Below are 17,817 nucleotides of genomic sequence, written 5' to 3'. Positions count from 1 at the left end.
CGCCGCCGGCCGGTCAGCCTGTCGGGTGGGGGGTCGAGCCGTAGGCGGTGAGGAACTTGTCGCGGAACGCGCTCATCTTCCAGACCGGGGCGTTGTGGGCCGGCTTGAGGCCGTCCGTCCAGTTCCATCCGGCGATCTTGTCGAGGACCTTGGGGTCCTTGGCGACCAGGGAGATCGGCACGTCCCGGCTGGCGTTGTCGCCGCTGACCCGGGCGATCGGCTGGTGGTCGCCGAGGACGACCAGGACCGTGTCGTCGGTGCCGTAACGCTCGAGCCACTGGGTGAGCGCGGTCACCGAGTACTGGATCGACTTGCCGTACTCCTCCTTGGACGCGGTGCCGTCGGCGATGACGTCCGACGCCTTCTTGCCGTCCTTCTCGATGCCCTCGAACACCGAGCCGTCACCGAGGGAGTCCCAGTCCACCATCTTCGGGATCGGGGCCCACGGCTGGTGGCTGGAGGTCAGGATGATCTCCGACATCAGCGGCTTGTCGCGGTCGGTACGGCCGTGCTCCAGCCGCTGGAACGCCTCCAGGGCGTACTGGTCGGGCATCGTCGACCAGCTGAACTTCGGTCCCTGGTAACCCATCTCGAAGGCGTTGTAGACCTTGTCCAGTCCGTAGTACTTGGCCTCCGGCCAGCCCTTCTGGATGCCCGGCATCACGCCGACGGTGTCCCAGGCACCGGTCTTCCTGAACGCCTTCGTCAAGGACAGGTGGTCGCTGGCCATCACCGAGCGATAGCGCTGCTGGTTGTCGACCCACAGGCCGGACAGCGTGGTGGAGTGGCCGAGCCAGCTGCTCCCGCCGTACGTGGCCGACGTCAGCCAGCCGCTCTTGGCGTGGAAGCCGGCCTTCGCCAGGGCCTGTGTGCTCGCGCCCAGCGTCTTGTCGACGCCCGGCGCCATGACCGGGTCCTCGATGGCGCTGCGGCCGTAGCTCTCGATGAACGTGAAGATCATGTCCTTGCCGCGCAGGTCCGGCACGAGCTGGTCGGCCGGGGTGGCGCCGAACGTGTCGTGGCGGACCTCCTTGCCGAAGGTGGCCTCGTCCTTGATGGTCTGCCGCACCTGCCGGGCCTTCTTCACGAGCGTGTCCGCGCTGCGGTGCGAGGCGACGGGCATCCCGGCGATCTGCAGGCCCACGACGGAGCAGGTGACCCACGCCGTGGCGGCGATCAGGGTCGCCCGGGTCGCCCGCCGGGTGTCGCGCGCCATCAGATCGCTGATCCGGACGGCCGCCAGGGCCATCAGCGCGGACAGCAGCACGACGAGCAGGACGAGGCCGACCGCGGCGCCCACCGCCGTCGCCCGGCCCATCGAGTCCGCCACGTAGGACTGGGCGTCGTCCAGCAGGCCCCAGTCCAGGACGAGGTCGAAGTCACGCCCCAGGTACTCCGTGAACTCCATGTCGAGCACGTTCAGCACGGTCAGCGCGCCGAGAAGCACCCCGCCCAGCGCCGCGACCACCGTCCGCGGCCGCCGGGGCAGCGCCAGCAGCAAGGCCGCCCCGATGATGGCCTCCCCGGGCAGCCGCGTGAACCTGTTGACCTCGAGCCCGGCGATCCGGTTGGGCAGCAGCAGCGCCCCGAGCACGAGCCCGAACGCGAGGACGGTCACCGTCCACCACACCACCCGGGCCGCCCGCGGATGCCGGCTCCGCCAGCGCCACCAGCGGGCCTCCGCGACGACACCCGCCCCGCCGGCGGCGTCCGTTGCGCCCTCCGCCGCGTCGTCCTCTGCGGGTTCCGCCGCGTCCCCTGCGGTCTCAGCCGCGGCTTCCCCTACGGCTTCTGCCGCGTCCCCCGATATCTCAACTGCGGCTTCCCCCGCGTCCCCCGCAGCCACGTCCGCGTCCCCCGCGGGTTCCACGGCGTCCCCTGCCGCTTCCCCCGCTTCCCCCGTGGCCTCCGCCGGGCCGGGGTCGGCCGTGTTCGCGGTCCTCGCCGCCTCCTCCGCAGGTTCCGCCTGGGCGGTCGGGGCCGCCGGGGCCGCCGGGGCCTCCTCGGGGTCTGTCGAGTCGGGCAGCGGGGATGAGGGGGTGGAGGTGGAGACAGGCACCCGAGGGTCCTTCCGTACGAAGCCTGGCGATCGGCGGATCCGAGGCGGGCCGGATCCGCCACAGTTTCGTACGGCCTGCTCCCGGCCCGCGTTCAGCCCCCTGGGCCAGCGCTCGGCAAACACCGCGCAAACGCCACGCCAAACACCCCGCCCCCATCCCCATCCCCATTTCCACTGCCGCCACCGCCACCGCCACTTCCGGCTACGCGCCGCCGACCGCCGTCAGCAGGGCCAGCGGCGCCGCGGCCGACCGTGACTCCCGTGCGCACGCGTGCGGGTACGGCACCGGCTCCGCGTGGGTGTCGCGGCCGTAGCCCGCAAGGACCTCGGGGAGCCGGTGCCCCGTCGCGGCCGCCGCGTCGACCAGTGCGTGCGCGACCGTCCGGGCCTCGTCGTGCAGGCCGTAGCGGGCGAGCCCCAGCGCGATCAGCGCGTTGTCGTGCGGCCAGACCGACCCGCGGTGGTAGGAGAGCGGGTGGTACGCCGGCTGCCCGGCCGCCAGCGTGCGCACGCCCCAGCCGGAGAAGAAGTCCGGCTCGAGCAGGCGCCGGCCGACCACTTCCCCGTACTCCTTGTCCAGCAGCCCGGACCACAGCAGATGCCCGGCGTCCGAGGCCAGTGCGTCCACCTGGCGGCCCGCGCCGTCCAGGGCGAGCGCCGGGAAGGAGCGGTCCGGCATCCAGAAGTCCCGCTGGAAACGGTCGCGCAGATCGGCGGCCGCCTGTTCCAGCAGGGCCGCGTACGACGCGTCGCCCCACACCGTGCGCGCCGTCCACGCCGTGCGGCGCAGCGCGTCGTAGGCGTACCCCTGGGCCCCGGCCGCCGTCACGGCCCCGGTCGCGCGGACGCCGTCGGCGGAGCAGATGGAACCGGGGGAGTCCTTCCAGTTCTGGTTGGCCAGACCGCCCTGGTCGGCCCGGTAGACGAGGTAGCCGCGGGTGGTGAGCCCGCCGTGGTCCAGCATCCAGCCGACCGCCGCCCGGGCGTGCGGCTCCAGACGCCGGGCCAGCGCGGTGTCCGCGGTCCGTTCGACGTACGCGCCGAGCAGGACGAGGAACAGCGGGGTGGCGTCGACCGAGCCGTAGTAGCGGCCGAACGGCACCTGCCCGAAGTGCGCGAGCTCGCCGTGCCGTACCTCGTGCACGATCTTGCCGGGCTGGGACACCGTCCGCGGCGACGCCTCGGTGGCCTGGGCCGCGGCCAGCGCCAGCAGCGTGGCGGCGGCCGTGCGGGGGCGGTAGGGGAGCGTGAAGAGGGAGGTGAGGAGGGCGTCGCGGCCCAGCAGGGTCAGGAACCAGGGGGCGCCCGCCGCCGGCACGCGCAGTTCCTCGCCGTCCGGACCGGCCGCGAGGACCTGGAGCGCGGCCAGGTCCGCGAGACCGCGGGCGCAGGCGGCGGCCAGGGCGGGCCAACCGGTGGGGAACGCCACCCCCTCGGTGAACTCGTCCTCCAGCGCCTGGAGTTGACCGGCGACGGAGGCCGGCGAGCGGGGCACGCGCAGGGCCCGCCGCTCGCCGTGCGGCCGGGCCATCACCCGCAGGACCAGCTCGGCCGCGCCGTGCGGTTCCAGTTCCAGCCTCCACACCAGACGGCGGGCCCCGGTGCCGGTCTCCTCCACACCGTCCGGCGCGGGCTCGGCCGTCACCGTCGTGCAGGACGCCCACGCGCCGCGCCGGTAGCCGAACTCCACCCCGTCGTCGAGGACCTGGCGGCCGCGGACGGCCCCGGTCTTCGCGTAGGTGCGGTGGTCGGCGCGCAGCTCGAACTGGTCGGCGAAGTCGGCGTCCGCGGTCACCGCGAGACGTACCGTCGTCGCCACCGGACGGTTGCTGACCACCCGCAGCGACTCCACGAACGAGCTGTCCCCGACGGCCTGTTCGCGGAAGACCGTGCAGGCCGGCGGTTCGTTTCGTCCGCCGCGCGGGACCAGCACGCACCGCGCGGCCTCCCCGTCCGTCACCGGCGAGAGCGTCTCCGGCACGGCGCCGTCGACGGTCAGCTGCCACCGGCTGAGGTGCCGGGCGTCCCGGACGAACAGTCCCTCCGGGGACCCGGCGGCCGTGCCGGTCCCCCTCACTCCGCTGATGTCCCCGCGGTCGTCCACGGCGGCGAATGTCCCGCCGAACACGAGCAGATGATGCCGGTCCGTCATGCCAGGTCCCCTCCCTTGGTACCGGTGCCCGGCCCGTCCCGGTGGACGAGGTCGAGCGTGAGCGCGGCCGTCCAGCTGAAGCCGGTCGTTCCGCAGGCCTCGCCCGTGTACGGGTCCACGTACTCGGCGAAGTCCGAGGAGCCCGCGAGGTCGAGCACCGCCCGGCGCAGCGCCTGCGCCCCGGCGTGCTCGCCGTGCAGCGCGAGACCCCGCTCCAGCAGCCAGCTCGTGTTGAACCAGGCCGGGCCGCGCCAGTAGCGGTGCGGGTCGAAGGCCTCGCCGAGCAGGTCGTAGCTGGGCACGAGGCGGGTGGTGGACCCCAGCCCGAAGTGCGGGCCGCGCAGGGTCCGCACGAGGGCGGCGGCGATCTCGTGCGGCAGCCCCGGCAGCAGGAGCGGGACGAGACCGGAGACGCCGCGCTCCGGCACGAGGCCCCCGCCGTTCAGGTCCCGGCAGAAGAACATGCCCTCCGCCGGATCCCACAGCCGCTCGACGAGCGCCGCCGTCAGCCGCTCCGCGCGCGCGTGGCGGGCCGCGCCCGTCGCCCCCAGCTCGTCCGCGATGTGCGCGAGGGCGTGCTCGGAGGCGATGAGCAGCGCGTTGAACGCGGGGTCCTCGACGGCGAAACCGTCGGCGCGGCCCGTGTGGCTCGTGCGGCCCACGTGATCCGTGTGGGCGCGGCCCGCGCGGGTGCGGCCCGTGTCGGCGTAGCCCGCGTCCCGGTACTCCGCCGCGAGCCGGACGTACCGCCCGTAGTCCAGGTCCGTCGGACGGTCCTCGGCCGCCCCGTGGTCGAGGTCGGCGCGGCGGAAGGAGCGGGCGGGAGCGGGCGTGATCCGGGCGAGCGGGGCGTCCCAGCTCGGGGAGTTGTCCATGCCCTGCTCCCACGGGTGGACGACCGACGCCAGCCCGCCGCCCCCCAGGTCGCGCCGGTGCACCAGATAGCGGTGCCAGGCGGCCAGCCGCGGGTACACCCGGGCGAGGAAGCCGCGGGCCCGCGAGAGCCCCGGATCGGCGCGGTGCACCAGCCAGGCCGCGAGCGCGTGCACCGGTGGCTGCACGATGCCGGAGGTCTGTACGGTGCGCGGGGCGCCCGCAGCGCGGCCCGCGGTCGAGGAGCGCCAGAAGTCGGGGCTCGGGAAGTACGCGTCGAGCGGCACGGAGGGGTTGAAGACGATGTGCGGGATGCGCCCGTCGCCCCATTGGGCCTTCAGCAGCGTCTCCAGCTCGGTCTGCGCCCGGCGCGGCGAGACGTGCCGCAGTCCCATGGCGACGAACGCCGAGTCCCAGGACCACTGGTGCGGGTACAGGCCGCGCGAGGGGACCGTGGACGCGCCCGTCCAGTTGGCGTCCAGCACCGCCACCGCTCCCCTGTGCAGCGCACGGAGGGAGGCGGAGCCGCCGATCGCGTGTGGGACGCCTGCGGCGTCTGCGGCGTCTGCGACGTCTGCGATGTTTGCTATGTCTGTGACACCTGTTACGTCCGCTACTTCTGTGACGCCTGAGAGGCTTGCGACGGTGGGCTCGGCCGCGCGGCCGACGAGCTGGGCGGTGCGATCCACGCGGGGCTCCCCGAAGACGACGAGACCACCGCGCGCGGCAGGGGCTCGGCAGTGGCCGTAGGGTTATATCAGTTACGTCTATTTAACACGCAGAACCCAATATGTAATGCAGGCTTGATGAACACAAGGGGGTGCGCATGACGGGACGAGGTCAGGGCAGCGCCGGGGATCTGCTCGAACTGGTGCGCACGGGCCGCGCGACGACCCGTGGCGCCCTCCAGCAGGCCACCGGACTCTCCCGCGCCACCGTGGGCCAGCGCCTGGACCGGCTGTTCCGCGCGGGCTGGCTGCGCGAGGGCGCCGGCGGCCCGGTGGACTCCCCGCTGGGCGGCCGCCCCTCGATCACCCTCGAGTTCGACGACGCCCACGCGGTCGTCCTCGCGGCGGACCTGGACACCCGACACGCGCGCGCCGCCGTACTGACGCTGACCGGGGAGATCCTGGCGGAGCGCGGCGGCACGCTGGTCGTCGAGGACGGCCCGGACGCCGTGCTCGACGCGCTCGGCGGCTGGTTCGCCGGACTGCTGGAGAAGGCGGGCCACCGGCCGCAGGAGGTCTGCGGCATCGGACTCGGCGTCCCCGGCCCCGTGGACTCCGGGACCGGGCGGGTGGTCCAGCCGCCGATCATGCCGGGATGGGACGGCTACGACATACGGGGCCGGCTGTCCCGCGCCTTCACGGAGCGGACCGGCGCGCCCGCCGCGGTCCCGGTCCTCGTCGACAACGACGCGAACCTCATGGCGTACGGCGAACAGCGCACCGGTCACCCCGACTGCTCGGCGTTCGTGCTGGTCAAGGTATCGACCGGCATCGGCGCCGGAGTGGTGGTCGACGGCGCGATCTTCCGGGGCGTGGACGGCGGGGCCGGCGACATCGGGCACATCCGGGTGGGCGCGGACGCGCTGTGCCGCTGCGGTTCGCACGGCTGCCTCGCGGCCGTCGCCAGCGGCGGCGCCGTGGCCCGCCGGCTGGCGGAGGCGGGGGTGCCGGCGGCATCCGGCTCGGATGTGCGCGACCTGCTCGCCGCCGGGCACCCCGAGGCGGCCGCACTGGCCCGTGAGGCGGGCCGCAGCGTCGGGGACGTGCTCGCGACGGTCGTGACGCTGCTCAACCCCGGGGTGCTGATGATCGCCGGGGATCTGGCCGGAACCGCCTTCCTCACCGGCGTGCGCGAGCTGCTCTACCAGCGCGCGCTGCCCCGCTCCACGGCCCGGCTGGACGTCGTGACCTCACGGCTGGGGGAGCGGGCGGGCCTGGTCGGGGCGGGCGCGCTGGTCGTGGAGCACCTGTACGCGCCCGAACGGGCCGAGGCGCGGTTGCTGGCCCTGGGGGTCTGAGGCACGCTCGTGTGACGGACGGGTTTCCTTCGCCCGGCTCCATCCGCGGAGGCGTCCGCATGGTGACATCGGGAGGTCCGAGGCAGCGTGATTCTCGCCACCCCTGAGGGGGGCAGTGCTCAGATGAGCGAATCGGGAGCGACTGCACTTCTCCAAGGGGTGGCACTGAGTGCCACCTCTTGATCGTTCATCGATCGAAAACAATCGCGCCACTCGACGCTCATCTGAGCGCAAAGGGCGACGGATGGGAGGTGCTTGCGTTCAAGAGGTGAAAACACCGACTGCTCTGCGCTTGCCAAGCCTTGACTTTCGATCCGCTGGCGGACGGCTGGTTACGCGCGCATGACGCGCAAGTGGACGTACCCAGAAGCCTTTGATCTGGGTATGTTCCTGCCCGTCAGGGCAGCCACCGCGTCCTCGAGGAGTCGAGACCCGTGTCGGAAAACAAAGATCTTCATGGTGCCGAGCAGGCCGCGAGCGTTGAGGGCGTGAAGTTCGTCTACGACTTCACCGAGGGCAACAAGGAACTCAAGGACCTCCTCGGCGGCAAGGGCGCGAACCTCGCCGAGATGACCAACCTGGGCCTCCCCGTCCCTCCCGGCTTCACCATCACCACCGAGGCCTGCAAGGTCTACCTCGACAGCGGCGAAGAGCCGGCGGCACTGCGTGACGAGGTGAGCGCACACCTCGTCGCCCTCGAGGACCGGATGGGCAAGAAACTCGGCCAGGCCGACGACCCGCTGCTGGTGTCCGTACGCTCCGGCGCGAAGTTCTCCATGCCGGGTATGATGGACACCGTCCTGAACATCGGCCTCTCCGACAAGTCGGTCCAGGGCCTGGCCGAGCAGTCCGGCGACGCCCGCTTCGCCTGGGACTCCTACCGCCGGCTGATCCAGATGTTCGGCAAGACGGTCCTCGGCGTGGACGGCGAGCTCTTCGAGGACGCCCTGGAGGCGGCGAAGAAGGCGAAGAAGGTCGCCGTCGACACCGAGCTGGAGGCGGCCGACCTCAAGAAGCTGGTCACCCGCTTCAAGAAGATCGTCAAGACCGAGGCCGGCCGGGACTTCCCGCAGGACCCGCGCGAGCAGATGGACCTCGCCGTCAAGGCCGTCTTCGAGTCCTGGAACGGCGACCGCGCCAAGCTCTACCGCCGCCAGGAGCGCATCCCCGGCGACCTCGGCACCGCCGTCAACGTCTGCTCGATGGTCTTCGGCAACCTCGGCCCCGACTCGGGCACCGGCGTCGCCTTCACCCGCGACCCCGCCTCCGGCCACCAGGGCGTCTACGGCGACTACCTCCAGAACGCCCAGGGCGAGGACGTCGTCGCCGGCATCCGCAACACCGTCCCGCTCGCCGAACTGGAACAGATCGACAAGAAGTCCTACGACCAGCTGCTCGGCATCATGGAGACGCTGGAGAACCACTACAAGGACCTCTGCGACATCGAGTTCACCATCGAGCGCGGCCATCTGTGGATGCTCCAGACGCGCGTGGGCAAGCGCACCGCCGGCGCCGCGTTCCGCATCGCCACCCAGCTCGTCGACCAGGGCCTGATCGACGAGACGGAGGCGCTGCAGCGCGTCAACGGCGCGCAGCTCGCCCAGCTGATGTTCCCCCGCTTCGACGAGGACGCCAAGGTCGAGAAGGTCGGCCGGGGCATCGCGGCGTCGCCCGGCGCGGCCGTCGGCAAGGCGGTCTTCGACTCCTACACCGCCGTCAAGTGGTCCCGCTCGGGCGAGAAGGTCATCCTCGTCCGCCGCGAGACCAACCCCGACGACCTCGACGGCATGATCGCCGCCGAGGGCATCCTGACCAGCCGCGGCGGCAAGACCTCCCACGCGGCGGTCGTGGCCCGCGGCATGGGCAAGACCTGCGTCTGCGGCGCGGAGGAACTCGAGGTCGACACCAAGCGCCGCCGGATGACCGTGCCCGGCGGCCACGTGGTGGAGGAGGGCGACGTCATCTCCATCGACGGCTCCTCCGGCAAGGTCTACCTGGGCGAGGTACCCGTCGTCCCGTCCCCGGTCGTCGAGTACTTCGAGGGCCGGATGCACGCGGGCGCCGACGACGCCGACGAGCTCGTCGAAGCCGTCCACCGCATCATGGCCTTCGCCGACCGCAAGCGCCGGCTGCGCGTCCGCGCCAACGCCGACAACGCCGAGGACGCGCTGCGCGCCCGCCGCTTCGGCGCCCAGGGCATCGGCCTGTGCCGCACCGAGCACATGTTCCTCGGCGACCGCCGCGAGCAGGTGGAGCGCCTGATCCTGGCGGACACCCAGGAGGAACGCGAGGAGTCGCTGAAGCAGCTGCTCCCGCTACAGAAGAAGGACTTCGTCGAGCTCTTCGAGGCCATGGACGGCCTTCCGGTGACGGTCCGCCTCCTGGACCCCCCGCTCCACGAGTTCCTGCCCGACATCACCGAGCTGTCCGTACGCGTGGCGCTGGCCGAGTCCCGCCAGGAGTCCCACGAGAACGACCTGCGGCTGCTCCAGGCGGTGCACCGGCTGCACGAGCAGAACCCGATGCTGGGCCTTCGCGGCGTGCGCCTGGGCCTGGTCATCCCCGGCCTGTTCACGATGCAGGTCCGCGCCATCGCCGAGGCGGCCGCGGAGCGCCGCAACGCCAAGGGCGACCCGCGCGCCGAGATCATGATTCCGCTGGTCGGCACGGTCCAGGAACTGGAGATCGTCCGCGAGGAGGCCGACCAGGTCATCGCCGAGGTCGAGGCGGCCACCGGCGTCGAGCTGAAGCTGGCGATCGGCACGATGATCGAACTCCCGCGGGCGGCCCTCACCGCCGGCCAGATCGCCGAGGCCGCCGAGTTCTTCTCCTTCGGCACGAACGACCTCACGCAGACGGTGTGGGGCTTCAGCCGCGACGACGTCGAGGCCTCCTTCTTCACGGCCTACCTGGAGAAGGGCATCTTCGGCGTCAGCCCCTTCGAGACCATCGACAGGGACGGCGTCGGCTCGCTCGTCAAGTCCGCGGCGGAAGCGGGCCGCGCCACCCGCCCCGACCTGAAGCTCGGCGTCTGCGGCGAACACGGCGGCGACCCGGAGTCCGTGCACTTCTTCCACGAGGTGGGCCTGGACTACGTCTCCTGCTCCCCGTTCCGCATCCCGGTCGCCCGCCTGGAGGCAGGCCGCGCGGCGACCCAGTCGACAGGCAGCGACCACCGCTGACCCCGCCGGGCACCGAACCCCGGGACCGCCGCCGGTCCCCGACCCTCACCGATCGACGGCGGCCCCGGCCCACAAAAAGACGGCACCCTGTGCGGGGGTGCCGTCTTCTTTTGCGCCGAGCAGACCTTCGCCCTGCTCCACCAGTAGATACGCCACGCAGTCCGCTGGGAACGCCGAACCCAACTCCCCGATGCATGAAGACGGCAGACCTCCCAGGCAGGGAAGCCGGCCGCACATCTGCGCGAGGGTGCCCTCTCACCTTCCTGTTTCAGGCGGTGTGGCTGGAAGTCGATCACCTGATGTGGTGGTTACGCGGTGATAGATCGTTTCTGTCAACATACGCACCGCTACAGTCCGTTACTCAAGGCGATGGATGGTGTCGCTGGCGGTGATGGAGGTATGGCGTGAAGAGGACAGTGCTCGGCGTGGCTTCAGTGGCCCTGGTGCTCAGCGCGGCGGTGGCAGCGTTCGCCTCGCCGGTGAAGGGGGAGATCCCATACCTTCGGTCGGCGGGGGTGGAGTTCGCTGACGGTCAGTACAAGTTCAATCGACCGGGCGTTAACCACGGTGCTTTTGAATGGTCGGGGCGTCTCTTGGATGCGGGTGCCACTGATCGGCACAACGTGTATGTCGAAGTCAAGATCGAGGGCTACGGCTGGAAACGCTACTACGGCAAGCAGAATCGTGCTGTCGCCCTGCATAAGTCCATGTGGGCCGGAGCTCAACGCTACACGGGCAAGGCAAGGTTCCGCGTGTGTCGGGATCGGGGCAGCCTGCGCCCTGATAACTGTGCTGAAGAGCAGGTTTACTCGCACAATTGGGACCGCGGCTAGTCCCTGTCCGCTCGCGAGCCCAGTCGGTTGCGCCTGGGCTCGCTTTCTTGCGAGGAGAGCAAGATCAACACGTCGGAAGTCCTGTCTGCCAGGCAAGTTGACCTCTTCTACGGAGAAACGCTGGCTGTTCGAAGTGCGGAGATCTCTCTTGGGCGAGGAGAGGTCGTGGCTATCACCGGACAAAGTGGGTCTGGGAAGTCGTCACTGTTGTATTGCCTGGCCGGAGTGCTGCCAGTGGCTCGCGGTGAGGTCGCCTTTGAGGGGCGGGCACTCGCGGCACTCACTGACGAAGAGCTAAGTGCACTTCGTCGCGAAAGGTTCGGTTTCGTCTTTCAATACGGCGAACTGTTGCCTGAGCTGACCGTGGAAGAAAACACCGCGTTGCCACTTCGGCTGGCCGGCCAACGAAAAGATGAAGCCATCATGGCAGCTGTTGACATTCTCGGACGGCTCGGCCTGTCAGAATTGCGTTCTCGACGTCCGTCGCAAGTGTCCGGCGGACAGAGTCAGCGCGTCGCGGTGGCTCGTGCTTTGGTCCACAGGCCTGCCGTTGTATTCGCGGATGAGCCGACTGGGTCACTTGATACGAGCAACGCAACCGCGGTACTGGATGAATTTCTCACCCTCGCCCGGGATCAAGGGACGGCTGTGGTTCTCGTGACTCACGATGCGAAAGTGGCAGCTCGAGCAGACAGTCGCTACAACATGTGCGACGGATTGCTCACAGCTCAGGTGTGGGAGGCGTCGTGAGTGAGCTCCTTCTGGGGCTGCGGTTGCTGCTGGGCAGTGGGCGCGGGAGCCGTGTGCGCTTCCTGCTCATGGTCGCTGGAAGTGCAATTGGTATCTGTTGCCTCGCAGTTGTCCTCGCGATTCCTGGGATTCTGGCTGCTCAAGACGCTCGCAAGGCAGCCCGTGACCCTGATTGCTCGAACGGAGGTGGTGTCTGTTTCTCCAGTAAGGGAGATGGGCGCGCACTAACCAGAATGGACCCCTACGGTTCGGAACCCCTTGCTCGGATCTTCGTGGCGTCTGGGCGAGAGCGAATCGATCCGCCGCCAGGTATCCCGCGCCTTCCCGGTCCCGGAGAAGTTTTCGTTTCTCCAAGAGTGCATGAGCTTCTCAAGAAAGACGCAGGCCTTGGTCAGCTCCTGCCAGGCAGTGAGATCGGTGTAATTTCCGCCCAAGGGCTCGCGCATCCAGACGAGTTGTATGCGTACGTCGGCACCAGCCTTGATCAGCTGAAGAGCGGCGCGCGTCTGTCTTCTTTTGGCGCGCGCTATCCGCGCTTTCCGACCGTCGAACCCTCGACGCTCGACATCCTCCGCTTCACTCTCGCAGGCGTCGTCCTGCTTCCGCTGGCGGTGTTCCTTTCCGTCTGCGCTCGACTGTCGGCTGCCTCTCGTGTGAGGCGGCTGGCCGCGTTGCGTCTGCTCGGTCTGAGCCGAAAGGGCACGCAGCGCGTCAACGCCGCGGAGACTGTCGCCGCAGCCCTGCTGGGTGCCGTTCTCGGTCTGGGCGCGTACTGGGTCGTCAACCAGTTGGTGTCACGAGTGGGGCTGCCTGGATTCAAGTGGTACCCGAATGATGGCGCGCTGTCTGGGAGTACGGTCCTGGTTTGCCTGGTGGGCTGCCCGGCACTTGCCTGGTTCGTGGGCAGGGCCGGTGCGAAGAAGGCTGCCGCCAACCCACTAGCCGTGCGGCGCAGCGCGGTGGAGAAGCCACCCCGTCTGTGGGGCCTGCTCCCGCTCGTTCCGGGCATGGGCATCGTCATCGGATATTGCGTGGCTGGAGCGACAGGGCATGCACCCAGTGAGACGTCGCTTTCCGCGATCCTGATGCCCCTCGCCGTCGTGCTGGTCGGTGCTGGCCTCGTGTTGACGCTTCCGATTCTCTCGCGTGTTCTTGCTCGCAGAGTGGCCCGAGTGACGAGTTCACTGTCCCTCGGTCTGGCCATGCGTCGCAACGAGATGGAACCGGGCGGAGCTTTGCGTGTGGCGACGGGTCTGGTGCTTCTAGTGTACGCCGCCTCCCTTACTCAGGGGGTGCTCATCGAGCTGGACCAAGTGTCGAAGAACACCGCACGGGTTCAGCTCTACACGATGCCACTCGGCGGCATGAGTCCTCGTGAGGAGCAGGCCATGAAACGGGTGTCAGGAGTGCGAGGGCACGCTGTCCTCGCGAGCTCATGGACCGATCCCAACAGTGAGAAGTGGCCGGAGAGTATTAGTGCGGTGATCGCCACCTGCGACCAGTTGCGCAGAATGGCGTCGGTAGTTGAGAACTGCGTGGAAGGGCGTTCTGCACGGCTCGCCATTCCGGACTACGCCAACAATGAGTTCAGTAAGGCTGGGAGGCGTTTCCCCTTTCAGTTGCAGAACGCGGAGGGCAAGAGTCGCTTCGAGACGATTCAAGTGCCGTCCCGGACGATTCGCTACCACGACGACACAGCAACGCAGCTGGCCGGCAGCGGAGCAGTCTTGATCCCGCCTTCCGCTCTTCCTTCGGGCTTCCGTCCGCAGACGAGGGCCACGCTTGCCCTCATCAGCAGTTCGGATCCAGACACCGTGCGCTCCGTGCTCGAGGGCGTCGCGAGGGTCGACCCCACGATCGAGGTTGAGTTGGACGGCGTCGACGCCGCCGCTCTCCAGCAGATCACCGTCATCAAGACCCTCTTGGCCGTGGGCATGATCCTCGGGCTGATCATCGGTGTGGCGGCCTATCTCGTGGCCGCCACGGACAGGGCCGTAGAGCGTCGTCCGCAGGTCACCGCCTTGACGTTGCTGGGGGCCAGGCCCCGTACGCTGAAGGCCGTTCAAGTGGCTCAGGTTGTTCTGCCGTTGACGGTCGGCCTCGTGCTGGCCGTGGTGATCGGGAAGATGGCTGAGTCGAGTTACCTGGTCACTGGCGGCGGAGCCGTCTTCTGGGACGGCGACGGGTTGCCGTTGTTGTTGGGGGCGGCCCTTGGGGTCGTTGTCGTCGCCGCTCTCGGGTCCTTGCCGTTGGTGGGGCGGCGGATTGATCCGGAGTTGATTCGTCGGGACTGATGACGGGGTTGAGAGGGGCGGTGCCTGGTTGGGCGCCGCCCCTCTTTCCGTTGTGCCGTGGGAACGGTGGGCGGGAGCCGACTGAGTACCAGGGTTGGATCGGGGTCGGATCAGGGGCGTCCCTGATGGGCTGGGGTGTCGGTGCGGATGAGACTGGTGGTGGGCCGGTCGAATGCCGGTCCCATCACCCCTCACCCATCACCATCATGGAGCGCCCCACAGTGAACAGCTCTGCGCGTCGAACCTGTTGGATCACCCTGGCCGCCTGCGGAAGCCTGTTGGCCACGGCGTTGGCCTCGCCCGCCTCCGCCGCCCCTTCGGGTCCGGCCCGCGCTGTCGTCACCGCGCCGTTGCCCGGGCTTGATCCGGTCGAGCTCGAGGCCGCAATCGGCCGTCTGCCGAATGCGGACGTCACCGGAGCGCTGTTACGGATCACCGGGCGTGCGGGCCACTGGTCGGGCACCTCGGGTGTGGGCGACCTGATGACCGGTCAAGGCGTGCCGTCCAATGCGCACATCCGGATCGGCAGCATCTCCAAGGTGTTCACCGCCACGATCGTTCTCCAGCTCGCCGCCGAGCACCGGATCGAGCTGGACGAGCCTGTCCAGCGGTACCTGCCGGGCGTTCTGCCTGCCCACCTGCCCTCCGTCACTGTCGGTCAGCTGCTCAACCACACCAGCGGGCTTCCGCGCGGCGCCGGCAACCCCGACTTCGGCGACGGCAGTGCCGAATGGTTCGCCGCCAACCGCTTCAAGAGCTTCACACCGCAGCAGGTGATCGACCTGATGGCGGGCCAGCCCGTGCAGTTCGCGCCGGGTACCGCGCAGCAGTACAACGGGATGAACTACTACGTCGCCGGCCTGCTGGTCGAGAAGATCACCGGACACGGCTTCGCCGAGGAGGTGCGGTCCCGCATCACCCGGCCCCTGGCCCTGCGCGATACGTACGTTCCCGACGCCCACGATCCGCGGCTGCCCGGCCCGCACTCCCATGGCTATCTGACGGTCACGTCTTCGGACGGCACCACGCATCCGGTGGACGTCACGGAGCAGAGTCCCTGGCCCTGGGCCGAGGGCGGCATGATCTCCACCCCCGCCGACCTCGACCGTTTCATATCCGCGCTCTTCCGTGGCCGCTTCCTTCCGCCGGCCCAGCAGGCCGAGCTCTTCGCGGTCCCGGACGTTCCCAGTTTCCGCAGCAGCCAGTGCCGTACCGAGGCCGACGCCGGCCGGGCCTGTATGGCCATGGGCCTGATGCGGGTCAAGGCATCCAACGGCGTCGTGGTCTGGGGCAAGACCGGCTCCCGTCCCGGCTACACCAGTGGTGTGTTCTCCACCCGCGACCTCGCCCGCAAGATCGTCTATTCGGTCAACCCCACCGGTGTGAACGGCGCCGAGATCCGCTACGTCCAGCGGATAGCCGCGGCCTCCTTCGGCCCTGTGGTCCCGGCCACGGGCTGACTTCCGAAGACGAGAGTGTCCGGGGCGTGAGCCGTCAGGTCCGGGTCACCGGTGCCTGCAGCTCCGTCACCCAGTCGTCGCGGTTCTCGGGGCATTCCAGGTTGATCTCACGGGGGTACCCGATCGGCCGGTAGCCGTTGGCGTCGACCCAGCGGGCCAGGGCCTGGGCGGTGGGGAGCACGGTGTCCATCGAGCCGCGGTGCACGATGGTCGCCGCCTGGTCGAGGGGCGGCAGGTCGAGGACGCGGAAGGCACCGTCCAGGAGAGGGGCGGAGACCTGGACGGCGGCGTGGACGCTGATCCTGCCGCCGCCCTCCGGGGCGTCCTCGTAGTAGGCGACGCCGGGGCCCGTGGGGGTGATGCCCGCGGACTCCAGGCATCGGAACAGCTCGTCGTAGAGCGGCCCGATGACCGGGCCGATGTCCTCGGGCCCGTAGCTCGCGGCGGTCGCGGACAGCTCCGCCACCCTCATGGGAGAGACGCTCTTGATGACGACATCGTTCGTGGGCATGTGCCCCTCGCTCTCGATGGCTCGGAGCCTCGCCTCGACCTGGACCAGCCGTGCTCCCGCGGCGGCCATCGCGGTCTCCAGTTCGGCCTGCCGCAGCCGCAGCATGCCGCGCAGTTCCTCGAGGCCGACCTTGTCGTCCACGATGTCCCGGACCTGCTGGAGGGTGAATCCGAGATCCTTGAGCGCGATGATCCTGTTGAGACGGGCGAGCTGGGCAGCGGTGTAGTGGCGATAGCCGCTGGCGGGGTCGACGTGGGCCGGGCGCAGCAGTCCGGTCGCGTCGTAGTGACGCAGCATGCGGACCGAGACGCGGCCGTGCCGGGCGAAGTCTCCGATGGTGAACATGATGTCTCCGAGCTGACCGCCTCACACGGTGTGAGAGTCAAGAAGCTACTCGGCGGCAAGTGAAGGAGGGAGAGAGGGCGGACAGCGGGAACGTGGGGCTTCGTCGCCCACGACAGCCGTACCGGGTACCTGCCTGCGCGTGATCCGGGCAGTCGTGCGAGCGTCCGGTGGAGCCGCGGTTCGAGAGCACGCTGATCGGCTACGCGGACGGCTGTCGGCTGGCCGGGGGCTGAGACTCTCGCGAGGTCCCGGTCGCGGTCGCCTACGCTTCGGTTGCGGGAACGGGGTGTGGAGGGAGGACGGTCATGGGTGCCTGGGATGTGCGCGACATGCCTGATCAGGGCGGTCGCACCGCTGTGGTCACCGGGGCCAACAGCGGGCTCGGGTACGTCACCGCGCGGGAGCTCGCACGGCGGGGTGCGCGCGTCGTGCTCGCCTGTCGGAGTGAGGCGCGGGGGAGGGACGCCATCGAGCGGTTGCGTGCGGAAGTGCCGGGGGCCGACGTGGAGTTGCGGTCGCTCGACCTCGGGGATCTCACCTCGGTGCGGGCGTTCGCCGTGTCGCTGCCGTACGAGCGGCTCGACCTGCTCGTCAACAACGCCGGGGTGATGGCGATGCCGTACGGCGTCACCGCGGACGGGTTCGAGACGCAGTTCGGGGTGAACCACCTCGGGCACTTCGCCCTCACCGGGCTGCTGCTGCCCACGTTGCTCGCCGCGGGGGACCGGACCCCCGGGCCTCGGGTCGTGACCGTGTCCAGCATGGCGCACCTGCTCGGCACGGTCGATCTCCGTGATCTCAACTCCGAGAGGCGGTACCGCCGTTGGGTCGCCTACGGGCGCTCCAAGACCGCCAACCTGCTCTTCACGCACGAGTTGGCGCGCAGGCTCGCGGCGACCGGCGCCGACCTGGTGGCGGCGGCCGCGCACCCGGGGTACGCGTCGACCAACCTCCAGACGGCCGGCCCGCGCGCGGAGGGACGCCGGGCCGCCGAGCGGATGATGGCGCTCGGCAACCGGGTGCTCGCCCAGCCCGCCGAGGCCGGCGCGCTGCCCGCCCTGTACGCGGCGACCGCGCCCGGCGTGTGCCCGGACTCGTTCACCGGCCCGTCCGTCGCGATGTGGCGCGGCGCTCCAGGACGCTCGTGGCGCGCGCCCTGGACCCTCGACGACCGGGTGGCGGCACGGCTGTGGACCGCCTCCGAGGAACTGACCGGGGTGTCGTACGACGCCCTGAAGGTCTGATGCGTCGATGGCCGGACGTCCTGAGCGCTCCAGGGGCCGGAACCCCGTTCGGGTGCCGTTGCCGGTGTCGCTGCCGGGCTGCTCGGTG

The 17,817-nt window shown here is 69.9% G+C and carries 11 protein-coding genes; 7 read left to right on the top strand and 4 right to left on the bottom strand.

Translation table 11 applies throughout. The annotated features are described in order from the left end of the window. Positions 1 to 13: 13 nt before the first annotated feature. From QF032_RS13465 to QF032_RS13455, 3 genes are all read right to left on the bottom strand, one after another. Entirely contained in the window at positions 14 to 2,059 is a 2,046-nt protein-coding gene (locus QF032_RS13465) for a CDP-alcohol phosphatidyltransferase (protein ID WP_307056085.1), read from the bottom strand. Positions 2,060 to 2,261: 202 nt separating this feature from the next. Continuing rightward, positions 2,262 to 4,211 (bottom strand): amylo-alpha-1,6-glucosidase, encoded by a 1,950-nt coding sequence (locus QF032_RS13460; RefSeq protein WP_307056084.1) that lies wholly within the window; start codon positions 4,209 to 4,211, stop codon positions 2,262 to 2,264. Then, positions 4,208 to 5,773, bottom strand: coding sequence for an MGH1-like glycoside hydrolase domain-containing protein (locus tag QF032_RS13455; RefSeq protein ID WP_373430334.1), 1,566 nt, complete (start codon positions 5,771 to 5,773; stop codon positions 4,208 to 4,210). Before QF032_RS13455 ends, QF032_RS13460 begins: the two co-directional genes overlap by 4 nt. A gap of 137 nt (positions 5,774 to 5,910) precedes the next feature. On the opposite strand from QF032_RS13455, the gene QF032_RS13450 reads away from it, so the two are divergent. From QF032_RS13450 to QF032_RS13425, 6 genes are all read left to right on the top strand, one after another. Beyond that, positions 5,911 to 7,110 (top strand): ROK family protein, encoded by a 1,200-nt coding sequence (locus QF032_RS13450; RefSeq protein ID WP_307056083.1) that lies wholly within the window; start codon positions 5,911 to 5,913, stop codon positions 7,108 to 7,110. Positions 7,111 to 7,544: 434 nt separating this feature from the next. Continuing rightward, complete coding sequence (ppdK, locus tag QF032_RS13445) at positions 7,545 to 10,292, top strand: pyruvate, phosphate dikinase (RefSeq protein WP_373430333.1); 2,748 nt, start codon at positions 7,545 to 7,547, stop codon at positions 10,290 to 10,292. Positions 10,293 to 10,696: 404 nt separating this feature from the next. Then, a complete protein-coding gene (locus QF032_RS13440) occupies positions 10,697 to 11,125 on the top strand; it encodes a hypothetical protein (protein ID WP_307056082.1) in 429 nt (142 codons plus the stop codon). A 63-nt stretch (positions 11,126 to 11,188) separates the two neighbouring features. Further along, positions 11,189 to 11,875: an ABC transporter ATP-binding protein gene (locus QF032_RS13435; protein WP_373430470.1), complete on the top strand. Its 687-nt coding sequence runs from the start codon at positions 11,189 to 11,191 to the stop codon at positions 11,873 to 11,875. Beyond that, complete coding sequence (locus QF032_RS13430; protein WP_307056081.1) at positions 11,872 to 14,169, top strand: FtsX-like permease family protein; 2,298 nt, start codon at positions 11,872 to 11,874, stop codon at positions 14,167 to 14,169. The genes QF032_RS13435 and QF032_RS13430 overlap by 4 nt, the downstream gene beginning before the upstream one ends. A gap of 278 nt (positions 14,170 to 14,447) precedes the next feature. Beyond that, entirely contained in the window at positions 14,448 to 15,629 is a 1,182-nt protein-coding gene (locus QF032_RS13425; protein WP_307056080.1) for a serine hydrolase domain-containing protein, read from the top strand. Between the two features lie 34 nt (positions 15,630 to 15,663). On the opposite strand, the gene QF032_RS13420 is transcribed toward QF032_RS13425, so the two are convergent. After that, a complete protein-coding gene (locus QF032_RS13420) occupies positions 15,664 to 16,485 on the bottom strand; it encodes a MerR family transcriptional regulator (RefSeq protein ID WP_306952408.1) in 822 nt (273 codons plus the stop codon). A 305-nt stretch (positions 16,486 to 16,790) separates the two neighbouring features. On the opposite strand from QF032_RS13420, the gene QF032_RS13415 reads away from it, so the two are divergent. Next, positions 16,791 to 17,729: an oxidoreductase gene (locus QF032_RS13415; protein ID WP_307056079.1), complete on the top strand. Its 939-nt coding sequence runs from the start codon at positions 16,791 to 16,793 to the stop codon at positions 17,727 to 17,729. Positions 17,730 to 17,817: the final 88 nt, after the last annotated feature.

The organism is Streptomyces achromogenes (assembly GCF_030816715.1).
Classification (GTDB): domain Bacteria; phylum Actinomycetota; class Actinomycetes; order Streptomycetales; family Streptomycetaceae; genus Streptomyces; species Streptomyces achromogenes_A.
This window is presented reverse-complemented; position numbering and strand designations above follow the sequence as displayed.

What these genes read in the sequence shown, in the direction of transcription:
- QF032_RS13460 (WP_307056084.1), bottom strand. Translation starts at nt 4,211, where the DNA reads ATGACGGACCGGCATCATCTGCTCGTGTTCGGCGGGACATTCGCCGCC.
- QF032_RS13450 (WP_307056083.1), top strand. Translation starts at nt 5,911, where the DNA reads ATGACGGGACGAGGTCAGGGCAGCGCCGGGGATCTGCTCGAACTGGTG.
- QF032_RS13420 (WP_306952408.1), bottom strand. Translation starts at nt 16,485, where the DNA reads ATGTTCACCATCGGAGACTTCGCCCGGCACGGCCGCGTCTCGGTCCGC.
- QF032_RS13415 (WP_307056079.1), top strand. Translation starts at nt 16,791, where the DNA reads ATGGGTGCCTGGGATGTGCGCGACATGCCTGATCAGGGCGGTCGCACC.